The organism is Micromonospora sp. NPDC020750, from assembly GCF_044334565.1.
In the GTDB taxonomy this organism is placed as follows: Bacteria; Actinomycetota; Actinomycetes; order Mycobacteriales; family Micromonosporaceae; genus Micromonospora.
This window is the reverse complement of record NZ_JBIRTH010000004.1, coordinates 212,765-229,903: the sequence shown is the minus strand read 5'-3', so window position 1 is coordinate 229,903 and position 17,139 is coordinate 212,765. Positions and strand designations below refer to the sequence as shown.

The window sequence follows — 17,139 nt, the reverse complement described above, 5'->3', positions numbered from 1 at the left end:
CGTTGCCCTATCTGTGCTGCGCCGCGAGGGCTTGTCCGATGGCTCGTGCTCCGTCGGGGAAAGCGCCGGGGTTGGGGCCGGAGTAGTTCAGGCGCAGGTATCGGCCGGTGGGTTCGGCAGGAAACCAGTCGCCTCCAGCCGCGACCAGGACACCCGCTGCCTCGCAGTCGCGGGCCAGGCGCATCAGGTCGGTGTCGTCGGGCAGCCGAAGCCAGAGGTTCAGTCCGCCGTGCGGCACCGCGTCGAGGTGGGAGTCAGGCACGTGCTCGCGCAGCGCGCCGACGAGGAGGTCGCGGCGCGCGGCAAGTTGATATCTCAGTCCGCGCAGATGGGTATGCCAGGCGGGCTGGGTGACGACCTCGAGGGCGGCGGCTTGCAGGACGCCGCTGACGTACATGGATTGGGCCTGCGCATCGGCGAGGATACGGTCGCGGGCGGGCCCGCGGGCGATGAGCCCGGCGACGCGGACAGCCGGTGACACGCTCTTGGTCAGCGACCGCAGGTAGACGACGTGCCCCCCGTCGTCGCGCGCGGCCAGCGGCGCGGCTTCGGCGGTGATCCCGAAGTCGTGGGCCCAGTCGTCCTCGATGAGGAACGCACCGTGCTCGCGCACGATGCCCAGCACCCGGTCGGCGAGGTCTGGCGACCACTGGGCTCCGGTGGGGTTGGCGAAGTTCGGCTGGGCGTAGAACGCCCGCGCCCCCGTCTGGGTGAACGCGCGGTCGAGTTCGTCGGGGTCCGGCCCGTGGGGGCCACTGGTGATCGGCACGAGTTGCACGCCGGTCTGCTCGGCGGCCAGGATCGCGCCCCAATAGGTCGGCGACTCGATGAGCACGGGCCGGTCAGCTCCTACGAGTGCGCGGAAGATCGTGCTCAACCCGCTCTGGCTACCGGGCAGGACAATCACGTCGCTCGCGGCCGGGGGTGCGAGACCGGGCGGGGTGACCGCACCGAGTTCTGTGGCGAACCATGTCTGCAACTCCGGCAGCCCCGCAGCCGGTGGTCGCCCGACAGCAGCATCGCTGCGGGTGGCACGTGCGAACGCCGACCGCACCAATCTCTCGGGAAGGAGTTCCCTGTCGGGGTAGCCCGCGTGCAGGGCGATCACGTCGTTGGGTGTCGTGCGCAGCGCCGTGAACGCCTGTGCCCTGCGGTTCGGCGGGGAACCGAGCGCGGCGGTCTGCCACCCGTAATCGTTCGGTCGGGCCGTGCGGACGGCCCGCACGAAGGTGCCCACGCCCGGCCGGGCCTCCACGAGCCCCTGCGCGGCCAGCGTCCGGAGGGCTTTCTGCACCGTGACCGGGCTCGCCCCGTGACGCGCTACGAGGGCCCGCGTCGAGGGCAGCCGCGCCCCGGCGGGAGCCGCTGCCACCCAGCTGCGCAGTTCATCCAGGATCCGCTGACTGCTACCGTTTATCATGAGGACTGACGATAGCGCTACTCTAGTTTTGTCGCCACCGCTACCGAAGGCTCATGCCGGGCTGTGGTGGGGTCTGCTCGGTGTCGTGGCGTTCTCGTTCACGGTGCCGTTCACCCGCGTCGCAGTCGGAGGCGGGCGCATGTCCCCGTTGTTCGTCGGCTCCGGGCGCGCCGTCGTCGCGGCGCTCCTCGCCGCAGCCGCGCTGTGGCTGACCCGGCAGCAGATACCGCGCGGCACCCAGTGGGTCCAGGTAGCGGTCGTGGCCGGTGGCGCGGTCGTCGGGTTTCCGTTGCTGACCTCGTACGCGCTCACCACCGCACCCGCGAGCCACGGGGCGGTCGTCATCGCGCTCCTGCCCGCCGCGACGGCCGTGATGGCCGTGATTCGGGGTCGCGAGCGGCCTCGGACCCCGTTCTGGGTCGCCGCAGGGATCGGCGCGATCGCGGCCGTGGTGTTCACCGCGATCCAGGGCGGTGGCCTCGCCGGGCTGCACCGGTCCGACCTGCTGCTGTTCGCTGCCGTCATCGTGTGCGCGATCGGCTACGCCGAGGGCGGGCTCCTGTCCCGCGAGTTGGGCTCGTGGCAGACCATCTCCTGGGCCCTCGTGCTGGCCTCCCCGCTGATGATCGTGCTCACCGGCGTCTCGATCGTTGAGCAGCCACCGACGGGCTCGGTGATCGAGTGGGGCGCGTTCGCCTATCTCGCCGTGGTGAGCATGTTCCTCGGGTTCTTCGCCTGGTACCGGGGCCTGGCCATTGGACCGATGGCGCAGGTCAGCCAGGTGCAGTTGACCCAGCCGGTGATGAGCATCTGCTGGGCCGCTCTCCTCCTGCACGAGCACCTGGCCTGGCCCACGATCCTCGGCGGCATCGCGGTTATCGGCTGTGCGCTCCTCGCCGTTCGAGCCAGGAATCGCGGGAACCGACCCGCAAGCGCTTCCGGCCCGCATCAGCGCTCCACTGTCTCCGGGAGCCAACCGGTGCGGGTGAAGTAGTCGACGTAGGTGCCGAACAGCGCCTCGTCCACCTCGGGGCGGGACACGCCGGAGCCGGCCAGGGCGGCGTCGGTGGCGTCGGGGTCGAAGACCAGGCCGCCCTCGGAGCCGGCCCCTTCCAGCTCGGCGGCCAGCGTGCCCAGCAGCGGGAACGCCGCGTTGCCCGGGTCGGCTCCGATCCGGTCCAGCCACTCCCCCGGCTCGACCTCGGGCAGCGCGTAGCCCCTGGCCCGCAGCCAGCCCAGCGCGGTGTCCAGCCGCAGCAGCCGCCCGGCGGCCAGGTGGAAGGTGCGGCCGGCCGCCGCAGGCTGCCGGGACAGGATGACGATGGCGTCGCTGACGTAGTCCACGGGCACCAGGTCGAAGGCGGCGTCCACTCCGGCGGGCGCGGCCTGGGCCTGGACGCAGCCCTTGAGCAGCAGCCACAGGTAGTCGCCGCGCTGGCAGGCGCCGGTACGGCTGTGCCCGGCAATGCGGGTGGGCCGATAGACGGTGGCGGGCAGGGACCGGGCGCGGGCGGCCTCGATCAGCCCCTCGGCCACCCACTTGCTCCGCGTGTAGCCGTGCACCAGGTCCTCCGCCGGACCCGTGGGATGCTCCGGGCCGATCGGGTGGTCCCCGTGCCCCGCGTACACGCCGACGGTGGAGACGTGGTGCACCGGCACGCTGCGGTGCCGGGCCGCCAGCCGCAGTATCTCGGCGGTGCCGTCCACCGTGCTGGCCCTGAGCTGCTCGTACGGGGCGAAGAGGTTCACGGCGGCGCCCACGTGGTACACCGCGTCCACCCGGCGGGACAGCTCGTCGAAGGCGTCGTCGGACAGCCCCAGGCGGGGCCGCGCCAGGTCGCCGGGGACGGTGACGACCCGCTGCTCGTCGCGGCCTTCCCAGAGGCCGTAGCCCTCCATGACCCGGCGCAGCCGCGCCGCGGCCTGCTCCTGGTCCGCGCCGCGCACCAGGCAGTGCACCACGGCACGGGTACGGTTCAGCAGCGAGCGCACGGTGAACGCGCCGAGGAACCCGGTGGCACCGGTGAGCAGCACGTGAGCGGGATCCTGCGCCACCCGGATCGTCTCGCCGGCCGGGACGATGTCGGCCGGCAGCTCGACCTCGGCGGCCAGGTCGAGATCCCGCACGGCATCCTCCCGCCCAGGTGTCCGATCGCGGTCGACCAGCGTGGCAAGGCCGGCGACGGTCGGCGACGCCGCCAGGACCCCGAGCGGGATCTCCACCCCCAGCTCCTGCCGGAGCCGCAGCATCAGGCGGGTGGCCAGCAGCGAGTGGCCGCCCAGGGCGAAGAAGTCGTCGTGAACACCGATCCGGGCCGTACCCAGCACGTCCCGCCAGATCCCGGCGATGCTCTTCTCGGTGGGGGTCCCCGGCGTCACGTACGAGTCCGTCGGCTCCACCGCGAGGGCGTCCGGCGGCGGCAGCGCGGCCAGTTCCAGCTTGCCGCTCGACGTGCGCGGGAACGTCTCCACCGGCACGCAGACCGACGGCACCAGGTACTCCGGCAGCCGCGCTGCCAGCGTACGGCGCAGCACGTCCGGTGGCAGGGCGGCCCCGGCGGCCGGCTGGTAGTACGCGACCAGGCGCTTGCCCCCCGAGACGGCGTCCCGGGCCAGCACGGCGGCGTGGGCCACCCCGGGCACGGCCTGGACGGCGGCGGCGACCTCTTCTGTCTCCACCCGGTGGCCGCGGATCTTGACCTGGGTGTCCAGGCGGCCCAGGCACTGGATCCGCCCGTCGGGCAGGTACCGGGCCAGGTCGCCGGTGCGGTAGAGCAGGGTGCCCGGATGGAAGGGGTCCGGGATGAACTTCTGCGCGGTCAGCTCCGGGCGCCCCAGGTAGCCGATGGCCAGGGCCCGGCCGCCGACGCAGATCTCCCCCACCGCGCCCACCGGGCAGAGCTGTTGCCGCCGGTCCAGCAGCATGACCCGGGTGCCGTCCACCGGGCGGCCGATGGGCGGCAGGTCGGGCCAGGTGTCAGGGTCGGCGTCCAGGCGTTCCGCGGTGACCACGTGCGTCTCGGACGGGCCGTACTGGTTCTCCAGCACCGCGCCGGGCGCCCACCGCCGGAAGAACTCCCGCAGGGCGGGCGTGGCGTGCAGTTGCTCCCCCGCCGTGACGACCTCCCGGAGCGTGGCCGCCGGGCGATTGGTGGCGCAGGCGTACTCGGCGAGTTGCTGGAGTGCGACGAACGGCAGGAACAACCGCTCGACGCGCTCGGCGGCCAGCAGGTCGAGGAGGCGGGCGGGGTCGCGTCTCGTCTCGTCGTCGACCATGACCAGGGTGCCCCCGGTGGCCCAGGTGCTGAAGAACTCCTGGAAGGCCACGTCGAAGCTGAGCGCGGCGAACTGCAACGTCCGGGTGCCGGACCCCGCGAGGGAGCGGGTTCGCTGCCAGGCCAGCAGGTTGGCCAGGGCCCGGTGCGGCATGGCCACGCACTTGGGACGGCCGGTGGAGCCGGACGTGAAGATCAGGTAAGCGAGGTCGGCGGGCGCCGCCACGGGCAGGTCTGCTTCGGGTACGGGCGGCAGGTCGTCAAGGGAGATCGTCTCGACGGTGTCGGGGAGGAGCCCGGCCAGGTCCTGCTGGATCAGGGCGACCCGGATCCCGCTGTCGGCTGCCAGGTAGGCGATCCGGTCGGGGGGGTACGCGGGGTCGATGGGCAGGCAGGCGCTGCCGGCCTTGAGCACCCCCAGGACCGCGACGGCCAGCTCCGGGGAGCGCCGCAGGCAGACGCCCACGGGACGCCCGGCCGCGCCCCGCGCGACCAGGTGTGCCGCCACCGCGTCCGCCGCCCGGTCCAGCTCCGCGTAGGACAGGACCCGGTCCCCGTGTACGACCGCCGGGGCGTCGGGCGTGCAGAGGGCCTGGGCGGCGAAGGTCTCGTGCGCGAGGGGCGGTCCGGCCGGGGCGGCGGGCCCGGGCACCCAGCTTTCGAGGATCAGCCGGCGTTCGGCGGCCGGCAGGATGTCCAGTTCACGCAGGGGCAGGTCGGGATGGGCGACGGCCTCGGTCAGCAGAGTCAGCAGACGCTCCGCCAGGCGCTGGGCGGCGCCACGGCCGAAGAGGTCGGTGGAGAACTCCAGGAAGCCGTCGAATCCGCCCCGCGCGGGCACCAGGTGCAGGAAGATGTCGTACTTGGCCGTACCCGGGTGGAGGTACAGCCGCTCGGCGGTCACGCCCGGCAGGTCCAGAGCCGGGGCAGGGGCGTCGTCCAGCCCGATGACCACCTGGAAGAGGGGGAAGCGGCTCGGCGAGCGCTCGACCTCCAGCTCGCGAACCAGGTGCGAGTAGGGCACGTCGCGGTGCGCGACGGCACCCCACACCTGCTCCTTCGTCCGGGCGGTCAGCTCGGCGAAGGACACGTCGGCCGGCACCCGCTGGCGCAGCGGCATGATGTCGGTCAGGCAGGCGATCATCGGTTCGAGGATCTCGTCGTCCCGGCGGGAGACGGGCGTGCCGATCACCACGTCGTCCACCCCGGACAGCCGGGAGATGAGTGCGGTCAGCGCCGTGGCCAGGACCGTGAACGGCGTGGTCCTGGCCCTGCGGGCGAGCAGGCGGATGCCGGTGCCGAGCGTTTCGTCCAGGGTGAACTCGACGCGGTCACCGCGCGCGCCGAGAATCGCGGGCCGGGGCCTGTCGGTGGGGAAGGAAGACGCCGGCGGTGCCCCGCGCAACGTCTCCCGCCAGTACTTCACGGATTCCCTGCGGTCGCCTGCGCCCGCTCGGCGGCGCTGTTGCGCGTACGGGCCGAACTGGAGGGGAAGGGCGGGCAGCCCGGGTTCCGTGCCGTCCAGCGCGGCCCGATAGAGGGCGCTGAACTCGGTGTCCAGCAGGCTGAAGCACCAGCCGTCGAGCACCGCGTGGTGGATCGCCACCACCAGGACCGCGTCGTCCTCGGCCAGTTGCAGCAGCGTCCCCCGCAGCAGGGGTGGCCGGTCCAGGGGCACCGGCCGGGTCGCCGCCGCGACCTGGGCGGCGGGCAGCTCGTGCGGGCTCACCTGACGGACGTCCAGCTCGACCGGGGCCGGCGGCAGCACCGCCTGCCACGCTTCTCCCTCGACCAGGGCGAGGCGGCTGCGCAGCGCCTCGTGCCGGGCCACGATCCCGGTGAGTGCCCGCTGGGCGGCGGGCGGGTCGATCCGCGCGCCGCGCAGCCGGTACGCCCACGACTCGACGTACCGGGAGGTGCCCTCCTGGAACTGGTCGTTCAGCCAGATCGACTCCTGCTCGAAGGACATCGGGTAACCGGGGGCCGGTGCGTCGGCAGGGGGCGTGGCGAGCGTCATGGGAGGCGCTTTCCGGTTCGGGAGGGGCCAGGTCACAGGGAGGCGAGCAGGGCGCTGCGGTCGAGCTTGCCGGTGGTCGTGGTCGGCAGGGCGGCACGCCGGTGCACGTTGTGGGGCACCAGGTAGCCGGGCAGCTTGGCGGCCAGCGCGCGGCGCACCACGGCGGGGGTCGGCGCGGTGGGGTCGTCGGCCGTGTAGAACATGGCCAGCCGGTCGTATCCGCCGCCCGGGGCCGGGACGGGAACCACGGCGGCCTCCCGGATTCCGGGTATCCGGCGTGCGACGCTCTCGATCTCGCCCGGCTCGATCCGGTGCCCGGCGATCTTGACCTGGAAGTCGGTGCGGCCACGGAAGTGCAGCACCCCGTCGGAGTCCAGGAAGCCCAGGTCTCCCGTCCGGTACACACGCACGGGCTCCCCGTCGAGCGGGAGGAGGGTGAAGGCGGCAGCCGTGGCATGGGCGTCACCGACGTACCCGAGGGCCAGGCCCGCACCGGCGAGGCAGATCTCCCCAACCGTCCCCGGGGCGAGAGACTCTTCCCCGTCCAGGATGTGCACAATGGTCTCCGGCACCGGGACGCCGAGGGGGATGCCGTCCGGGTGGTCGCAGTCCACCGCGCTGATCCGGTGGGTGGTGGCGAAGACGCAACTTTCCGCCGGCCCGTAGCCGTTGATCAGGGTGCTGTCCGGGTACCGGGCCAGGAATCGGGCCACATGGGTGGGTGAGAGCCGCTCGCCGCCCGTGAGGACCTGGCGCAGGCCCGCGAGGCAGGGGCGTTCCGGGTCGTCCTCGTCGACGAGAAAGTTGAACAGGGAGGAGGTCAGCCAGGCGGTGTCCAGCCCGGTCGCGTTGACGAGGTCGGCGAGGTCGTCGGGGAGGAGATAGTCCGCGTCCGCGATGACGCAGGTGCCGCCGCTGGTCAGCGGGCCCCACAGCTCCAGGGTGAAGGCGTCCCAGGAGACCGGGGCGGCCTGCAGCACCACCCGGCCCGGCCCGAAGTCCGCGAAGCCGGGTGCGGGAAAGAGCCGGGTGGTCGCGTGGTGCGGGGAGAGGACTCCCTTGGGTACGCCGGTGCTGCCTGAGGTGAAGAAGACCGTGGCAGCAGCGGAGCTGTCGACGTACACCGACGGGGGTTCGGCCCGGCGCGACGCCGCCTGTGCCAGCGACTCGTTCGGTGCGGTCCAAGAGGGTACGTCTCCGTGCGCCCCGGCGTCGGTCACCATGACGGACGCCCCCACCATCCTGGTGACCTGGTCGATCCGCTCCCCCGGCCAGCGGCGGTCCAGAGCCGCGTACGCCGCACCGCACTTGAGGACCGCCAACAGGACGGCCACCAGTTGAGGTGCCCGGGGCAGACGCACCGGAACGATGGTCCCGGGCCGGACTCCGGCCGTCCACAGAGCAACGGCGTAGGCATCCGCAGCGGCGTCCAAGGTGGCGTAATCGACACGCTCGTCGCGGTGGGCGAGCGCGACGGCGGAGGGACGCAGGCGTGCCTGGTGGGCCACCGCTTCGTGGATGAGTCGTGGGGCTGCGGGCAGGGGGTGCGGCACGGAGTTGACTCCCGAACGTCCGGCAGGGCTGGGGCGGCGCGAGATGGGTGCGGTGCTCAGGCCTCGGTCGCCGAGATGACGTCGGCCAGGGTGTCGCTGTCGAACAGGACCGCTGGGCTGACGCGGACGCCCAGTTCCTTGCCGATCCGGGCGCAGATCCGCATGGCCTGCAGAGACGTGCCGCCGAAGTCGTAGAAGCTGTCGGCCGCCGCGACGTGCGGCACCTTCAGCACGTCGGCGACGATGCGGAGGACGGCGTCGTGGCTACCGGTGCGCGGTGCGGGGATGTGCTGCTCGGTCAACGTCCTGTGCCCACTCTCGCCTCGGATGGGAGTCTCGCCGGCGCGATGCTCGGAAGCAACCGTAGTCAACCCTGCCGACGTCTAGGAGCCCGCCGGCCTTACCCTCGCGCCATGGCCAGGCAGGGCGATTGCGAAGTCGGGCGGGAGCGCTTCGATCAGGATCCCAAGGTATCTACGACTGCCCGGACGCGTAGGCAGCACCGAACGAAGCCGAGGGGTGGGTCACGTTCGCGGCCACTCAGTCGAGACAGAACTCGTTGCCCTCGATGTCCTGCATCACGAGGCATGACTCGTTGTAGCCATCGGCCCGCAGTAGTCGCACGCGTACCGCGCCGAGCGCGACCAGTCGTGCGCATTCGGCCTCCAGCGCGGCCAGGCGCTCTTCACCCACGAGCCCGGTGCCGACCCGCACGTCGAGATGCAGCCGATTTTTGACGACCTTGCCTTCGGGAACGCGCTGGAAGAACAGTCGCGGGCCCACACCCGAGGGATCGTTGCATGCGAACGCCGAACCCTGACGCTCAGGCGGCAACGCGCGATCGAAATCGCCCCAGGTAGCAAACCCCTCCGGTGGCGGCGGCACGACGTACCCCAACACCTCGCACCAGAAACGAGCGACGCGCTCGGGTTCTGCGCAGTCGAAGGTGACTTGGATCTGCTTGACCGACGCCATCGGCCCACCATAGAGACGGGGTCTTTCGTCGTCCACCCGGATTCGCCCTGGTGCCCGGCATCGTCTTGACGGCAGCCACCGCCCAGGCCCGTCCCACGCGATCGGTGGAATCGAGAGGTCATCCGGCCGCCGACTCCCCTACGATCGCGTGATGTCCCGGCCGCCGTACCCGATTCGCACCGCGCGGCTCACCCTGCGCCCGGTCACGCTGGACGACCTCGACGACGTGTACGCCTATCAGCGCCGACCCGACGTCGTGCGCTGGATGCTCGGCGCGGAGCCGCGTACCCGCGAGCAGTCGCGGTCGTCGGTGCTCGCCATGGCGGGCGAGGACGCGCTGCGCGCGGAGGGCGACTGCCTGACCCTGGCCGTGGCCACCGACGCCGGGGTGATCGGGACCGTGGAGCTGGTCTGGCGCAGCCGGCTCGACCGCACGGCCGAACTCGGGTACGTCATCCACCCCGACCACGGCGGACGGGGGCTGGCGACGGAAGCCGTGACGGCGCTCCTGGACTGGGGATTCGACGAGTTCGGGTTGCACCGGATCTACGCCCGGTGTCACGGCCGCAACGACGCGTCCGCCCGGCTGATGACCCGGATCGGCATGCGCCAGGAGGCACGCCATGTCGAGAGCTACCTGTTCCGGGGGGAGTGGGCCGACCGACTCGTCTTCGCCGTCCTGGCCCACGAATGGCGGTCACGCACCGCGACAGCAGCGAGCTGCGCAGGGCAGGACCAGTTGTCAATGTAACGTTGACAGATGACACCCGAGTTGATCGAGCTGACCGATGTCGCAGTCGACCGGGCCCGGCTGGACGAGCGAGAGCTGGAGCTGATCGACCGCGCGCGGCACGCGGGTGCGACCTGGGGACAGATCGCCGCCGCGCTCGGCCTCGGCAGCCGGCAGGCCGCGGAGCAGCGCCGGCAACGCCTGGCGGCCGTACGACGGTCGCGGCGGCACGAACGGGATCTCGGGTACTCGACGCGGATCGCGGCGATACGGGGTGCGGTCCTCGATCTCCAGCGGTGGATCGACGCGGACCGGCGGTGGGATACGCGGTTCGGGCGTGCGGCTCTCGTGCGGAAGACCGCGGAGGCGGCCCTCGACGCCGACCCGGGCTCGCTGTACGCGTTGACATCGCTTCTCGCGCTCGACCTGGCAGAAGCAGGACGCGAACGGCTGCCGGGGCCGGTGCAGGCTGTCGCGGCACGATTCGACGATCTTCTGTCAACGAAACCTTGACAGACCGGGAACGTATTGCCTGAGCCCCGCTCAACATCAAGGATCTGAGTCGTCCCGACTCAGCTTTGGAGGGCTCATGCGCCGGAACGCCGGCCTGTTCGTGGCGATCTCGCTGCTGTCCGGCTTCGGCAGCAGCGCCATGTCGCTGGTGGCCGGGATCTGGATCCTGGACCTCACCGGTTCCACCGGCCTCGCCGCCCTCGCCGGGCTCTGCGTGTACGCCCCGGTCCTCGCCGGCCCGTGGCTGGGCGGCCTGCTCGACCGAGCGTCACGGCGATCGCTGGTCATGGCGGTCAACCTCGCTCTGGCCGCTGCTCTGCTCAGTCTCCTCACGGTTCGCGGACCAGGTCAGACGTGGCTCATCTTCCTGGTCTCCTGTGCGTACGGCGTCAGCTACGTGCTGATCGACGCGGGCGAGACGGCGCTGTTGCCCTCCGCGCTGTCACCTGCGGAGCTGGGCGACGTCAACGGCTGGCGTTCCAGCGCCCAGGAAGGCATGAAGCTCGTGGCGCCCCTGGCCGGCGCGGGCCTCTACGCGTGGCGCGGGGGCCACGCGGTCGTCCTGCTCAGCGCGGCGATGCCGGTTCTGGTCGCCCTCCTGTACGCGGCCGTACGACTGAAGCAGACGCCACCCGACCTACCGACCGAGCGGCAACGTGGCCTGCGCGCGGGCCTCGCCGTCCTGCTCGCCCAGCGGGCGACACGCGTCACGGTCGCGCTCGCCGCCGTGTCCATCGCCATGTCCGGCTTCACGACCGCCGCCAACTACGCGATGGTCACCGGGACGCTGGGCCTACCGACGACGTTCATCGGAGTGCTGTTCAGCGCGCAGGGCGCCGGCTCCATCATCGGCGGTCTCATCGTGGGCCGGCTCATCGTCCGATGGGGCCCGGTCACCGTGGGCGTCGCCGGCACGACGCTGTTCGCCGTCAACTGCCTGGTGCGCTGCCTGCCCTGGTGGCCCGGCACGGTGGCTGCCTCGGTGGTCGCCGGCATCGGCCTGCCCTGGGCCCTGGTCGCCGCAGTGACGGCGGTGCAGACGCACACGCCGACAGCGGTCCTCGGCCGAGTGGCCGGGACCGCGAACACCGCGATGTTCGGTCCTATCGTGCTGGCAATTCCCCTCGGCTCCGCCGCCGTCCAGCTCGGCGACCGCCCGACGCTTGTCGTAGCCGCCGCGATCTGCCTGGCTTCCGCATTCGGCGTGGCCTATCGCCCTATCGGGCGGCGGGAAAAGGAGCGTACGTCGGCAGCGGTGCTGCCTACCGGCGAGATGGCGCTACCCATCGCAGATGAACCGCACCCTGACCGAGCTCAACCCCCACAGGGTGCAACCCTCGCACGTTCGCCATCTGCCATGGAGCACCCATGAACCACGCTCAGGACAGCTCCGGAATCGAGAAATCACAAACATGCGCGAGCACTCGCATGCCTCCATGGTCGCCATGGCGGGCGAGGACGCGCTGCGCGCGGGGGGCGACTGCCTGACCCTCGCCGTGGCCACCGATGCCGGGGTGACGGCGTCAGCCCGCCGCATCGGCTCACCGAGAGGCTAACCGCGCTGCGCCTCGACGGGCGCATGGTGACCGAGGCAGCCGCATACGGATCAGGCAGGCGAGCGTTCGTCGAGATCCGACTGCTGTACCGGTGCGAAAAGCCGATTCCCGATGCCGTCAAGCCGTTCTGTCGCCGTGATCAGCAGGTGACCCTCGATGCTTACCTTCAAGGGATGCGGCGCATGGGGATGCTTGGACTGGTCTGCGTGTTGGTGCTGGCCGGGCTGACCAGCTGCAGCGCGGCTACCGAAGGCGCGGTCGGGGTACGGCTGGACGCCGACGGCCGACTCATTGGAGTGTTCGACTGGTGTCGGGGCAAGGCCGGGACTCACGAGATCATCCTCTACCTCGGCATGGACGGCGGCGGGGTCACCGACGAGGTGGTCCAGCTCGATCGGGATCCCGGCCGCAGCGACCGCACCACGGAGGAAGTCGTACTGCTCGGCCCAGCGGCCGGCTGGCAGACGAAGCTGGCACCGCCCACGTTGGACGACGACCAGCTCTACACCCTGCGCGCGTGGAACAAGGACCGCGGCGCAGTGCGTGACTTCCCGTTCCGGATCAGCGAGCTGCGTGGCCGCACCGGCTCCGACGTGATCCTCGCTAAGCGGTGGGAGGGCGAGCACGGCTACGTTGCCACGTTCCGCACCCCCGAGGACTTCGTCCGCTACGCCGACACGGTGTGCGACGACTGAAGGGGAGCACCTGATAACAACTAACGCGCGCGGGATGCTTCAGGCAGGGGTGTAGTCGTAGCGGATTTTCGCTAGAAGCGTGCTCAGCCCGCCGGCACCGCCTTCACATAGACGCCCTCGCCCTGGCGGCCCTCGACCAGGCCCTCGGCCTTGAGCACCAGCATGGCTCCACGGATCGAGCCGTAGGACACGCCGTGCTGGGTCTGCAGCGCGGTAGTCGAGGGCAGTTTGTCTCCAACGGACAGCTTGCCGGTACGAATCTGCTCGCGGATGGCCTCTGCCACCCGCTCATACTTCGCGGTCATTTGAAACTCCTCGGGTCGCACCCCGAGTAGATCACCTCCAGAAAGCTGCATCAACTATGTCGAGCAGGCTAGACCAGGTCTACTATGTTGATTAAGCTACAAGCCGTGTTCGTCCTCGGGTCGCACCAGGAGGGGCACAAGTCCGGTGCCTGCTCATTTGTCCCCGTTGCCGAGTTGCGGCAGGCACCGGACCCGATCAGCCCACACCGCGCCGAGCCGAGTCACTCCAGCGGCCGGGCAGGACAGCGCTGTCGACAGCCCAGGACGGAGGCACATGGAGCCCAACACGGACGCGGTTGGGGACGGGCCCTTTATCAAGGCCGGCGGCACCAGCAAGGGCGGCGCGGTCTACCAGTCCAGGCGGAATCTGCTGACGCCGGCCGACATCCGGTGGCAGGACTTCCCGATGACCAGGTTCGGTCGGCGTGGCCTAGACCCGGAGGCAGTCGGCAGGTTCCTGCGTCGGGTCGAGGCCGATCTGGACGCCCTGTACCAGGAGATCGTCACCGCTCGCGACGAGGCGTGCTACCACCGGGACACCGTGACGGAGCTGCGAGCGGAGCGCCGGCGTCCCCGCGAGCCGTGGGCACAGCGACCACACGGTGAGTACAGACGCCCGCCCATGTGGCCGACCTACTCCCCCCGCCGGCAAGGCTGCCACCGTCACCCAGAAGACGAATCGGGCGATGGCTGACTACCCGGCGCTCCACGGCCCGTCGAGGCCGGACTGGACCTGCCTCGTCTGCGGCGAACCCTGGCCGTGCCTGGCCCGCAAGCGCCAGCTCAAGGAGCTGTGCCAGTGCAACATCCGAACGCTCGTCCGCTACATGACCGCGTACCTGCCGAACGCCCACGCGGAAATCACCGGCATGAGCACCGCCGAAATCACCGAGCGCATCGTCGGATGGTGCGGCAGACCGTTGGAGATGTGGGTGGTCCAGGAGCACCCGGCCGACGCGAAAGATCAAGACCGGCAACAACGCTATCTACCCAACCAGAAGGCAGGGAGATATGGACGGCACGAATAGCGACCCGGGGCAGCGCCGGAGCGAGCAGGCCGAGGCCGCCGAGCGGGAGGCGGCGAGGCGACGGCTGTTGGCGCAGGCCGAGGCGGACCGGGTGCCGGTGGACGACACCACCAGGGCGGTGCCGGACCGGCGGTGGCGTCGTGACCACCCATGACCTGCCGATAGGCCGCCGGGTCGCCCGGTTACGAGCCCAACGGCGGCTGACTCAGCAGATGCTGGCCGACCGGCTCGGCAAGTCGAAGAGCTGGGTGGACAAGGTCGAGCGGGGTGCCCGCTCCCTCGACAGGTTCACCGTCATCCGGGACCTCGCCGACGCGCTCCGCGTCGACCCGGTGGCGCTGCTCGGCCGGGACGGCCGGCCGGCGGCGACCCGTGCCACCGTGGACGGGGTGGACGGGGTGCGGGCCGCCCTCGCGCGCTACGACACCGTCCTGACCGGGCCGGGCGGCCGGGCGGCACCGCCGGCCGGCGAGTTGAGCCGGCGGGTGCGGCACGCCTGGCTGACGTACCAGCATGCCGACTATCCGCAGCTGCTGCGGATGCTGCCGGCCCTGCTCGGCGACGCCCAACGCGCCCACACGGGCGGCGGGGACGACGTGGCGGAACTGCTGGCGCAGGCGTACCGGATCACCTCGTCGGTGCTGGTGAAGCTCGGCGAGGGCGACCTCGGCTGGCTCGCCGCCGACCGGGCCATGTCCGTGGCCACCGGTGACCCGCTGCTGGTGGCGGCAGCCGCCGTCCCGCTGGGGCAGGCGCTGCGCGCCCTCGACCGGCCCCGGCCGGCCCTGACCGCCACGATCGCCGCCGCCCACCACATCGCCCCCACGGTGCCGCGCGGCGGCCCGCCGCAGCACCTGGCGCTACACGGGACGCTGCTGCTCCAGGCCGCCCTGGCCGCCGCCGCGTGCGGCGACGAGCAGAGCGCACGGGAACTGGTCGACCGGGCGGCCGGGATCGCCGACGAGATCGGCGACGGCCACGACCGGCACTGGACCAACTTCGGGCCCACGGCCGTCGAGCTGGCCCAGGTGGCGACCGCCGTCGACCTCGGCGACGGGGGCGAGGCCGTCGCCCGGCACGAGAAGGTCATCGGCTCGGACGACTGGCGGCGGTTGCCGGCCGAGCACCGGGCGGCGTACCTGCTCGACGCTTCCCGCGCGTACCTCCAGGTCGGCGACCTGCTCGCGGCGGGGCGCGTGCTGGTCGACGCGGACCGGACCGCGCCGGCCGAGGTCCGGTTGCGGCCGGTGGCCCGTACGGTGATCGCCGCCCTGATGCGCGGCGGGCCGGTCCCGGCCGACGTGGCGCACCTGGCCACGGTCGTCGGGGTCGCGTGAGGACCGCCCGCGCCGGACCCCCGTCCGGGTCCGCGCGATCCTGATCCCGCCGGCCTGGCCTCACCTGGCCTGTCTCGGTGCTGCCGCGCTCATCCGCCGGGAGCGGCGGGCCACCCACACCAAACCGGTGAGCACTACGGTGGACGCTGCCGCGAGTGCCCCGCCGACCGTGGGCCAGTTGGTGCTGACTCCGGACAGCCTGCTCGGCTGACCTGGCTCGCCCGCCCGGGGGAACGTGATCGTGCCGGCCGCGCTGTGCTTGACGGTGCCGCTGGTCAGGCTGACGCGGACCTTCCAGGGTCCGTCCGCGAGATCGGCCGGCAGCGACGCGGTGACCTTGCCTGGTTCGCCGGGCGCCAGCGTCGTGGTGTCGAAGGAGAAGGGTCCGGCGCGGGTGTCGTCGGGTCCGTCGGAGAGGCTCATCTCGCCGGTGATGTCCAGGGCCCGCCCGCCGGTGTTGGTCACCTCGACGGTGACGGTGGGTTCACCTTTGTCGTCGAGGGCCGGGACCATCGTTCCTATGGTGAAGTCCGATGGCGGCTCGTCGCCGGGGCCGACATGCAGGTAGATGCGGATGCCGACCCGGTTGACGGCGTCGATCTGGCTGCCACCCGGGCTTGCGTTGTCTCTTGAGGACAGCGAGGCCCACACCATCGCGTACCGTTCCCCCGTCGTGGCGGTGCTCGGCACGCGAATGGTCACCTCGACCGGTGTCTTGTCACCAGGTGACATGCCCACCCGGTCGTGGTCCAGCGAGATCCAGGACGTCAACTCGTTCGTGGCGTGCCCTTCGCCCACCCGGAGCTTGCCGTTCCCGATCGCTGCTGCGCCTGGATAGATCTCGATGACCCTGCGCTGGTGCAGCTCGCTGATCAGCAGCACCCGCCGCTTGATGACCGTGCCGGGCGTCAGGTGGTCCACGATCTTGGTCAGCGCGCGAGGGTCCGAGCGGTGGCTGGGCGTCACGTCGAGCAGCGAGATCCCGAAGCTTCCCTTGTCCTCAGCCGGATCTGTGGCGCTGGCCTGGGCGGGTGTCCCCAGGCCAGCGACGCACAGCAGCACCACGCAGGACCATCCGGCGAGCCGGCGGCGCGGGCTAGAACACCGAATGCGTCACCGTCCCGCGGTAGGTGCCCGGGGCCGATCCCGCCGGGACCGTGAACTGGAACTGGGGGTTCCAGGTCGCCGTGTCCCCGGTCGAAGCGGTGGTGGCGTTGACCACCGTCTGAGGTGCGCCACTGAGGGTGACCGGTGCTGTCGGAGTGCAGGTGGTGGTGCCGACGACCGTGCAGAACGGGATGACATAGGTGATGGCCGACGCGGGAACCGTCGCCCCGGCCGCCGCGTTGGCGAAGGCGGTGGACGACACCTGCGCTGTCCATGTCCCCGTGCTCGGGGCCTCGCTACGCCCGTCGGTGACCTGGACGTTCCCGAACGAGACAGCGGCCGGGACGCCCACCTGGACAAAGCCGAGGTCCACCGGGTCAGGCGCGGTGATGTCCAACGAGCCGCTGAAGGCGGTGAATGACGTATCTGAGTCAACTGAGGGGGCGGCGGCTGCCGGGGCGGCGACCGCCACCAACGCAAGGGCGGCGACGGCGCCCCCCAGCACGATTCTCACAGAGCGCACGAGACGTGACTCCCTTTCGACGATTGGATGCCACCAGACGCCTTCTTCACGGAGGTATCTGGATTATCCCGGTATGGGCGGTTTGACGTTACCCGTCCCGACAGG

The 17,139-nt window shown here is 71.4% G+C and carries 18 protein-coding genes; 10 read left to right on the top strand and 8 right to left on the bottom strand.

The features are described 5' to 3' along the window. Nucleotides 1-7 precede the first annotated feature (7 nt). The gene (locus ACH4T9_RS14945; protein WP_396672846.1) at nucleotides 8-1,420 is read right to left on the bottom strand and encodes a PLP-dependent aminotransferase family protein; all 1,413 of its coding nucleotides are present in this window, start codon (nucleotides 1,418-1,420) and stop codon (nucleotides 8-10) included. On the opposite strand from ACH4T9_RS14945, the gene ACH4T9_RS14940 reads away from it, so the two are divergent. Next, entirely contained in the window at nucleotides 1,419-2,414 is a 996-nt protein-coding gene (locus ACH4T9_RS14940; protein WP_396672847.1) for a DMT family transporter, read from the top strand. The two genes, ACH4T9_RS14945 and ACH4T9_RS14940, sit on opposite strands and share 2 nt — an antisense overlap. On the opposite strand, the gene ACH4T9_RS14935 is transcribed toward ACH4T9_RS14940, so the two are convergent. The 4 genes from ACH4T9_RS14935 to ACH4T9_RS14920 form a co-directional block, all read right to left on the bottom strand. Further along, nucleotides 2,369-6,664: an amino acid adenylation domain-containing protein gene (locus ACH4T9_RS14935; RefSeq protein WP_396672848.1), complete on the bottom strand. Its 4,296-nt coding sequence runs from the start codon at nucleotides 6,662-6,664 to the stop codon at nucleotides 2,369-2,371. The two genes, ACH4T9_RS14940 and ACH4T9_RS14935, sit on opposite strands and share 46 nt — an antisense overlap. A gap of 80 nt (nucleotides 6,665-6,744) precedes the next feature. Further along, nucleotides 6,745-8,220: an amino acid adenylation domain-containing protein gene (locus ACH4T9_RS14930; RefSeq protein WP_396686834.1), complete on the bottom strand. Its 1,476-nt coding sequence runs from the start codon at nucleotides 8,218-8,220 to the stop codon at nucleotides 6,745-6,747. A 101-nt stretch (nucleotides 8,221-8,321) separates the two neighbouring features. Continuing rightward, nucleotides 8,322-8,567 (bottom strand): acyl carrier protein, encoded by a 246-nt coding sequence (locus ACH4T9_RS14925; protein ID WP_396672850.1) that lies wholly within the window; start codon nucleotides 8,565-8,567, stop codon nucleotides 8,322-8,324. 238 nt (nucleotides 8,568-8,805) lie between these two features. Continuing rightward, nucleotides 8,806-9,240, bottom strand: coding sequence for a VOC family protein (locus ACH4T9_RS14920; RefSeq protein ID WP_396672851.1), 435 nt, complete (start codon nucleotides 9,238-9,240; stop codon nucleotides 8,806-8,808). A 151-nt stretch (nucleotides 9,241-9,391) separates the two neighbouring features. Here ACH4T9_RS14920 and ACH4T9_RS14915 point away from each other — a divergent pair, with 151 nt between their 5' ends. From ACH4T9_RS14915 to ACH4T9_RS14895, 5 genes are all read left to right on the top strand, one after another. Continuing rightward, the gene (locus ACH4T9_RS14915) at nucleotides 9,392-9,991 is read left to right on the top strand and encodes a GNAT family N-acetyltransferase (RefSeq protein ID WP_396672852.1); all 600 of its coding nucleotides are present in this window, start codon (nucleotides 9,392-9,394) and stop codon (nucleotides 9,989-9,991) included. Between the two features lie 9 nt (nucleotides 9,992-10,000). Continuing rightward, nucleotides 10,001-10,483: a hypothetical protein gene (locus ACH4T9_RS14910; RefSeq protein WP_396672853.1), complete on the top strand. Its 483-nt coding sequence runs from the start codon at nucleotides 10,001-10,003 to the stop codon at nucleotides 10,481-10,483. Nucleotides 10,484-10,559: 76 nt separating this feature from the next. Then, nucleotides 10,560-11,855: an MFS transporter gene (locus tag ACH4T9_RS14905; RefSeq protein WP_396672854.1), complete on the top strand. Its 1,296-nt coding sequence runs from the start codon at nucleotides 10,560-10,562 to the stop codon at nucleotides 11,853-11,855. 40 nt (nucleotides 11,856-11,895) lie between these two features. After that, nucleotides 11,896-12,039, top strand: coding sequence for a hypothetical protein (locus ACH4T9_RS14900; protein WP_396672855.1), 144 nt, complete (start codon nucleotides 11,896-11,898; stop codon nucleotides 12,037-12,039). A 188-nt stretch (nucleotides 12,040-12,227) separates the two neighbouring features. Next, nucleotides 12,228-12,734 (top strand): hypothetical protein, encoded by a 507-nt coding sequence (locus ACH4T9_RS14895; RefSeq protein WP_396673057.1) that lies wholly within the window; start codon nucleotides 12,228-12,230, stop codon nucleotides 12,732-12,734. Nucleotides 12,735-12,817: 83 nt separating this feature from the next. Here the strand turns inward: ACH4T9_RS14895 and ACH4T9_RS14890 are convergent, their stop codons facing one another. After that, nucleotides 12,818-13,039 (bottom strand): FadR/GntR family transcriptional regulator, encoded by a 222-nt coding sequence (locus tag ACH4T9_RS14890; protein WP_396672856.1) that lies wholly within the window; start codon nucleotides 13,037-13,039, stop codon nucleotides 12,818-12,820. Nucleotides 13,040-13,313: 274 nt separating this feature from the next. On the opposite strand from ACH4T9_RS14890, the gene ACH4T9_RS14885 reads away from it, so the two are divergent. From ACH4T9_RS14885 to ACH4T9_RS14870, 4 genes are read left to right on the top strand one after another with little or no spacing between them, the layout of a single operon-like run. Further along, entirely contained in the window at nucleotides 13,314-13,733 is a 420-nt protein-coding gene (locus ACH4T9_RS14885) for a DivIVA domain-containing protein (RefSeq protein WP_396672857.1), read from the top strand. Further along, complete coding sequence (locus tag ACH4T9_RS14880) at nucleotides 13,726-14,067, top strand: hypothetical protein (protein ID WP_396672858.1); 342 nt, start codon at nucleotides 13,726-13,728, stop codon at nucleotides 14,065-14,067. Before ACH4T9_RS14885 ends, ACH4T9_RS14880 begins: the two co-directional genes overlap by 8 nt. Continuing rightward, on the top strand, nucleotides 14,051-14,221 hold the full coding sequence (locus tag ACH4T9_RS14875; protein ID WP_396672859.1) for a hypothetical protein: 171 nt from the start codon (nucleotides 14,051-14,053) through the stop codon (nucleotides 14,219-14,221). Before ACH4T9_RS14880 ends, ACH4T9_RS14875 begins: the two co-directional genes overlap by 17 nt. Next, the gene (locus tag ACH4T9_RS14870; protein WP_396672860.1) at nucleotides 14,208-15,404 is read left to right on the top strand and encodes a helix-turn-helix domain-containing protein; all 1,197 of its coding nucleotides are present in this window, start codon (nucleotides 14,208-14,210) and stop codon (nucleotides 15,402-15,404) included. Before ACH4T9_RS14875 ends, ACH4T9_RS14870 begins: the two co-directional genes overlap by 14 nt. 60 nt (nucleotides 15,405-15,464) lie before the next feature. On the opposite strand, the gene ACH4T9_RS14865 is transcribed toward ACH4T9_RS14870, so the two are convergent. After that, complete coding sequence (locus ACH4T9_RS14865; RefSeq protein ID WP_396672861.1) at nucleotides 15,465-16,469, bottom strand: hypothetical protein; 1,005 nt, start codon at nucleotides 16,467-16,469, stop codon at nucleotides 15,465-15,467. A gap of 31 nt (nucleotides 16,470-16,500) precedes the next feature. Beyond that, on the bottom strand, nucleotides 16,501-17,025 hold the full coding sequence (locus tag ACH4T9_RS14860; protein ID WP_396672862.1) for a hypothetical protein: 525 nt from the start codon (nucleotides 17,023-17,025) through the stop codon (nucleotides 16,501-16,503). Nucleotides 17,026-17,139: the final 114 nt, after the last annotated feature.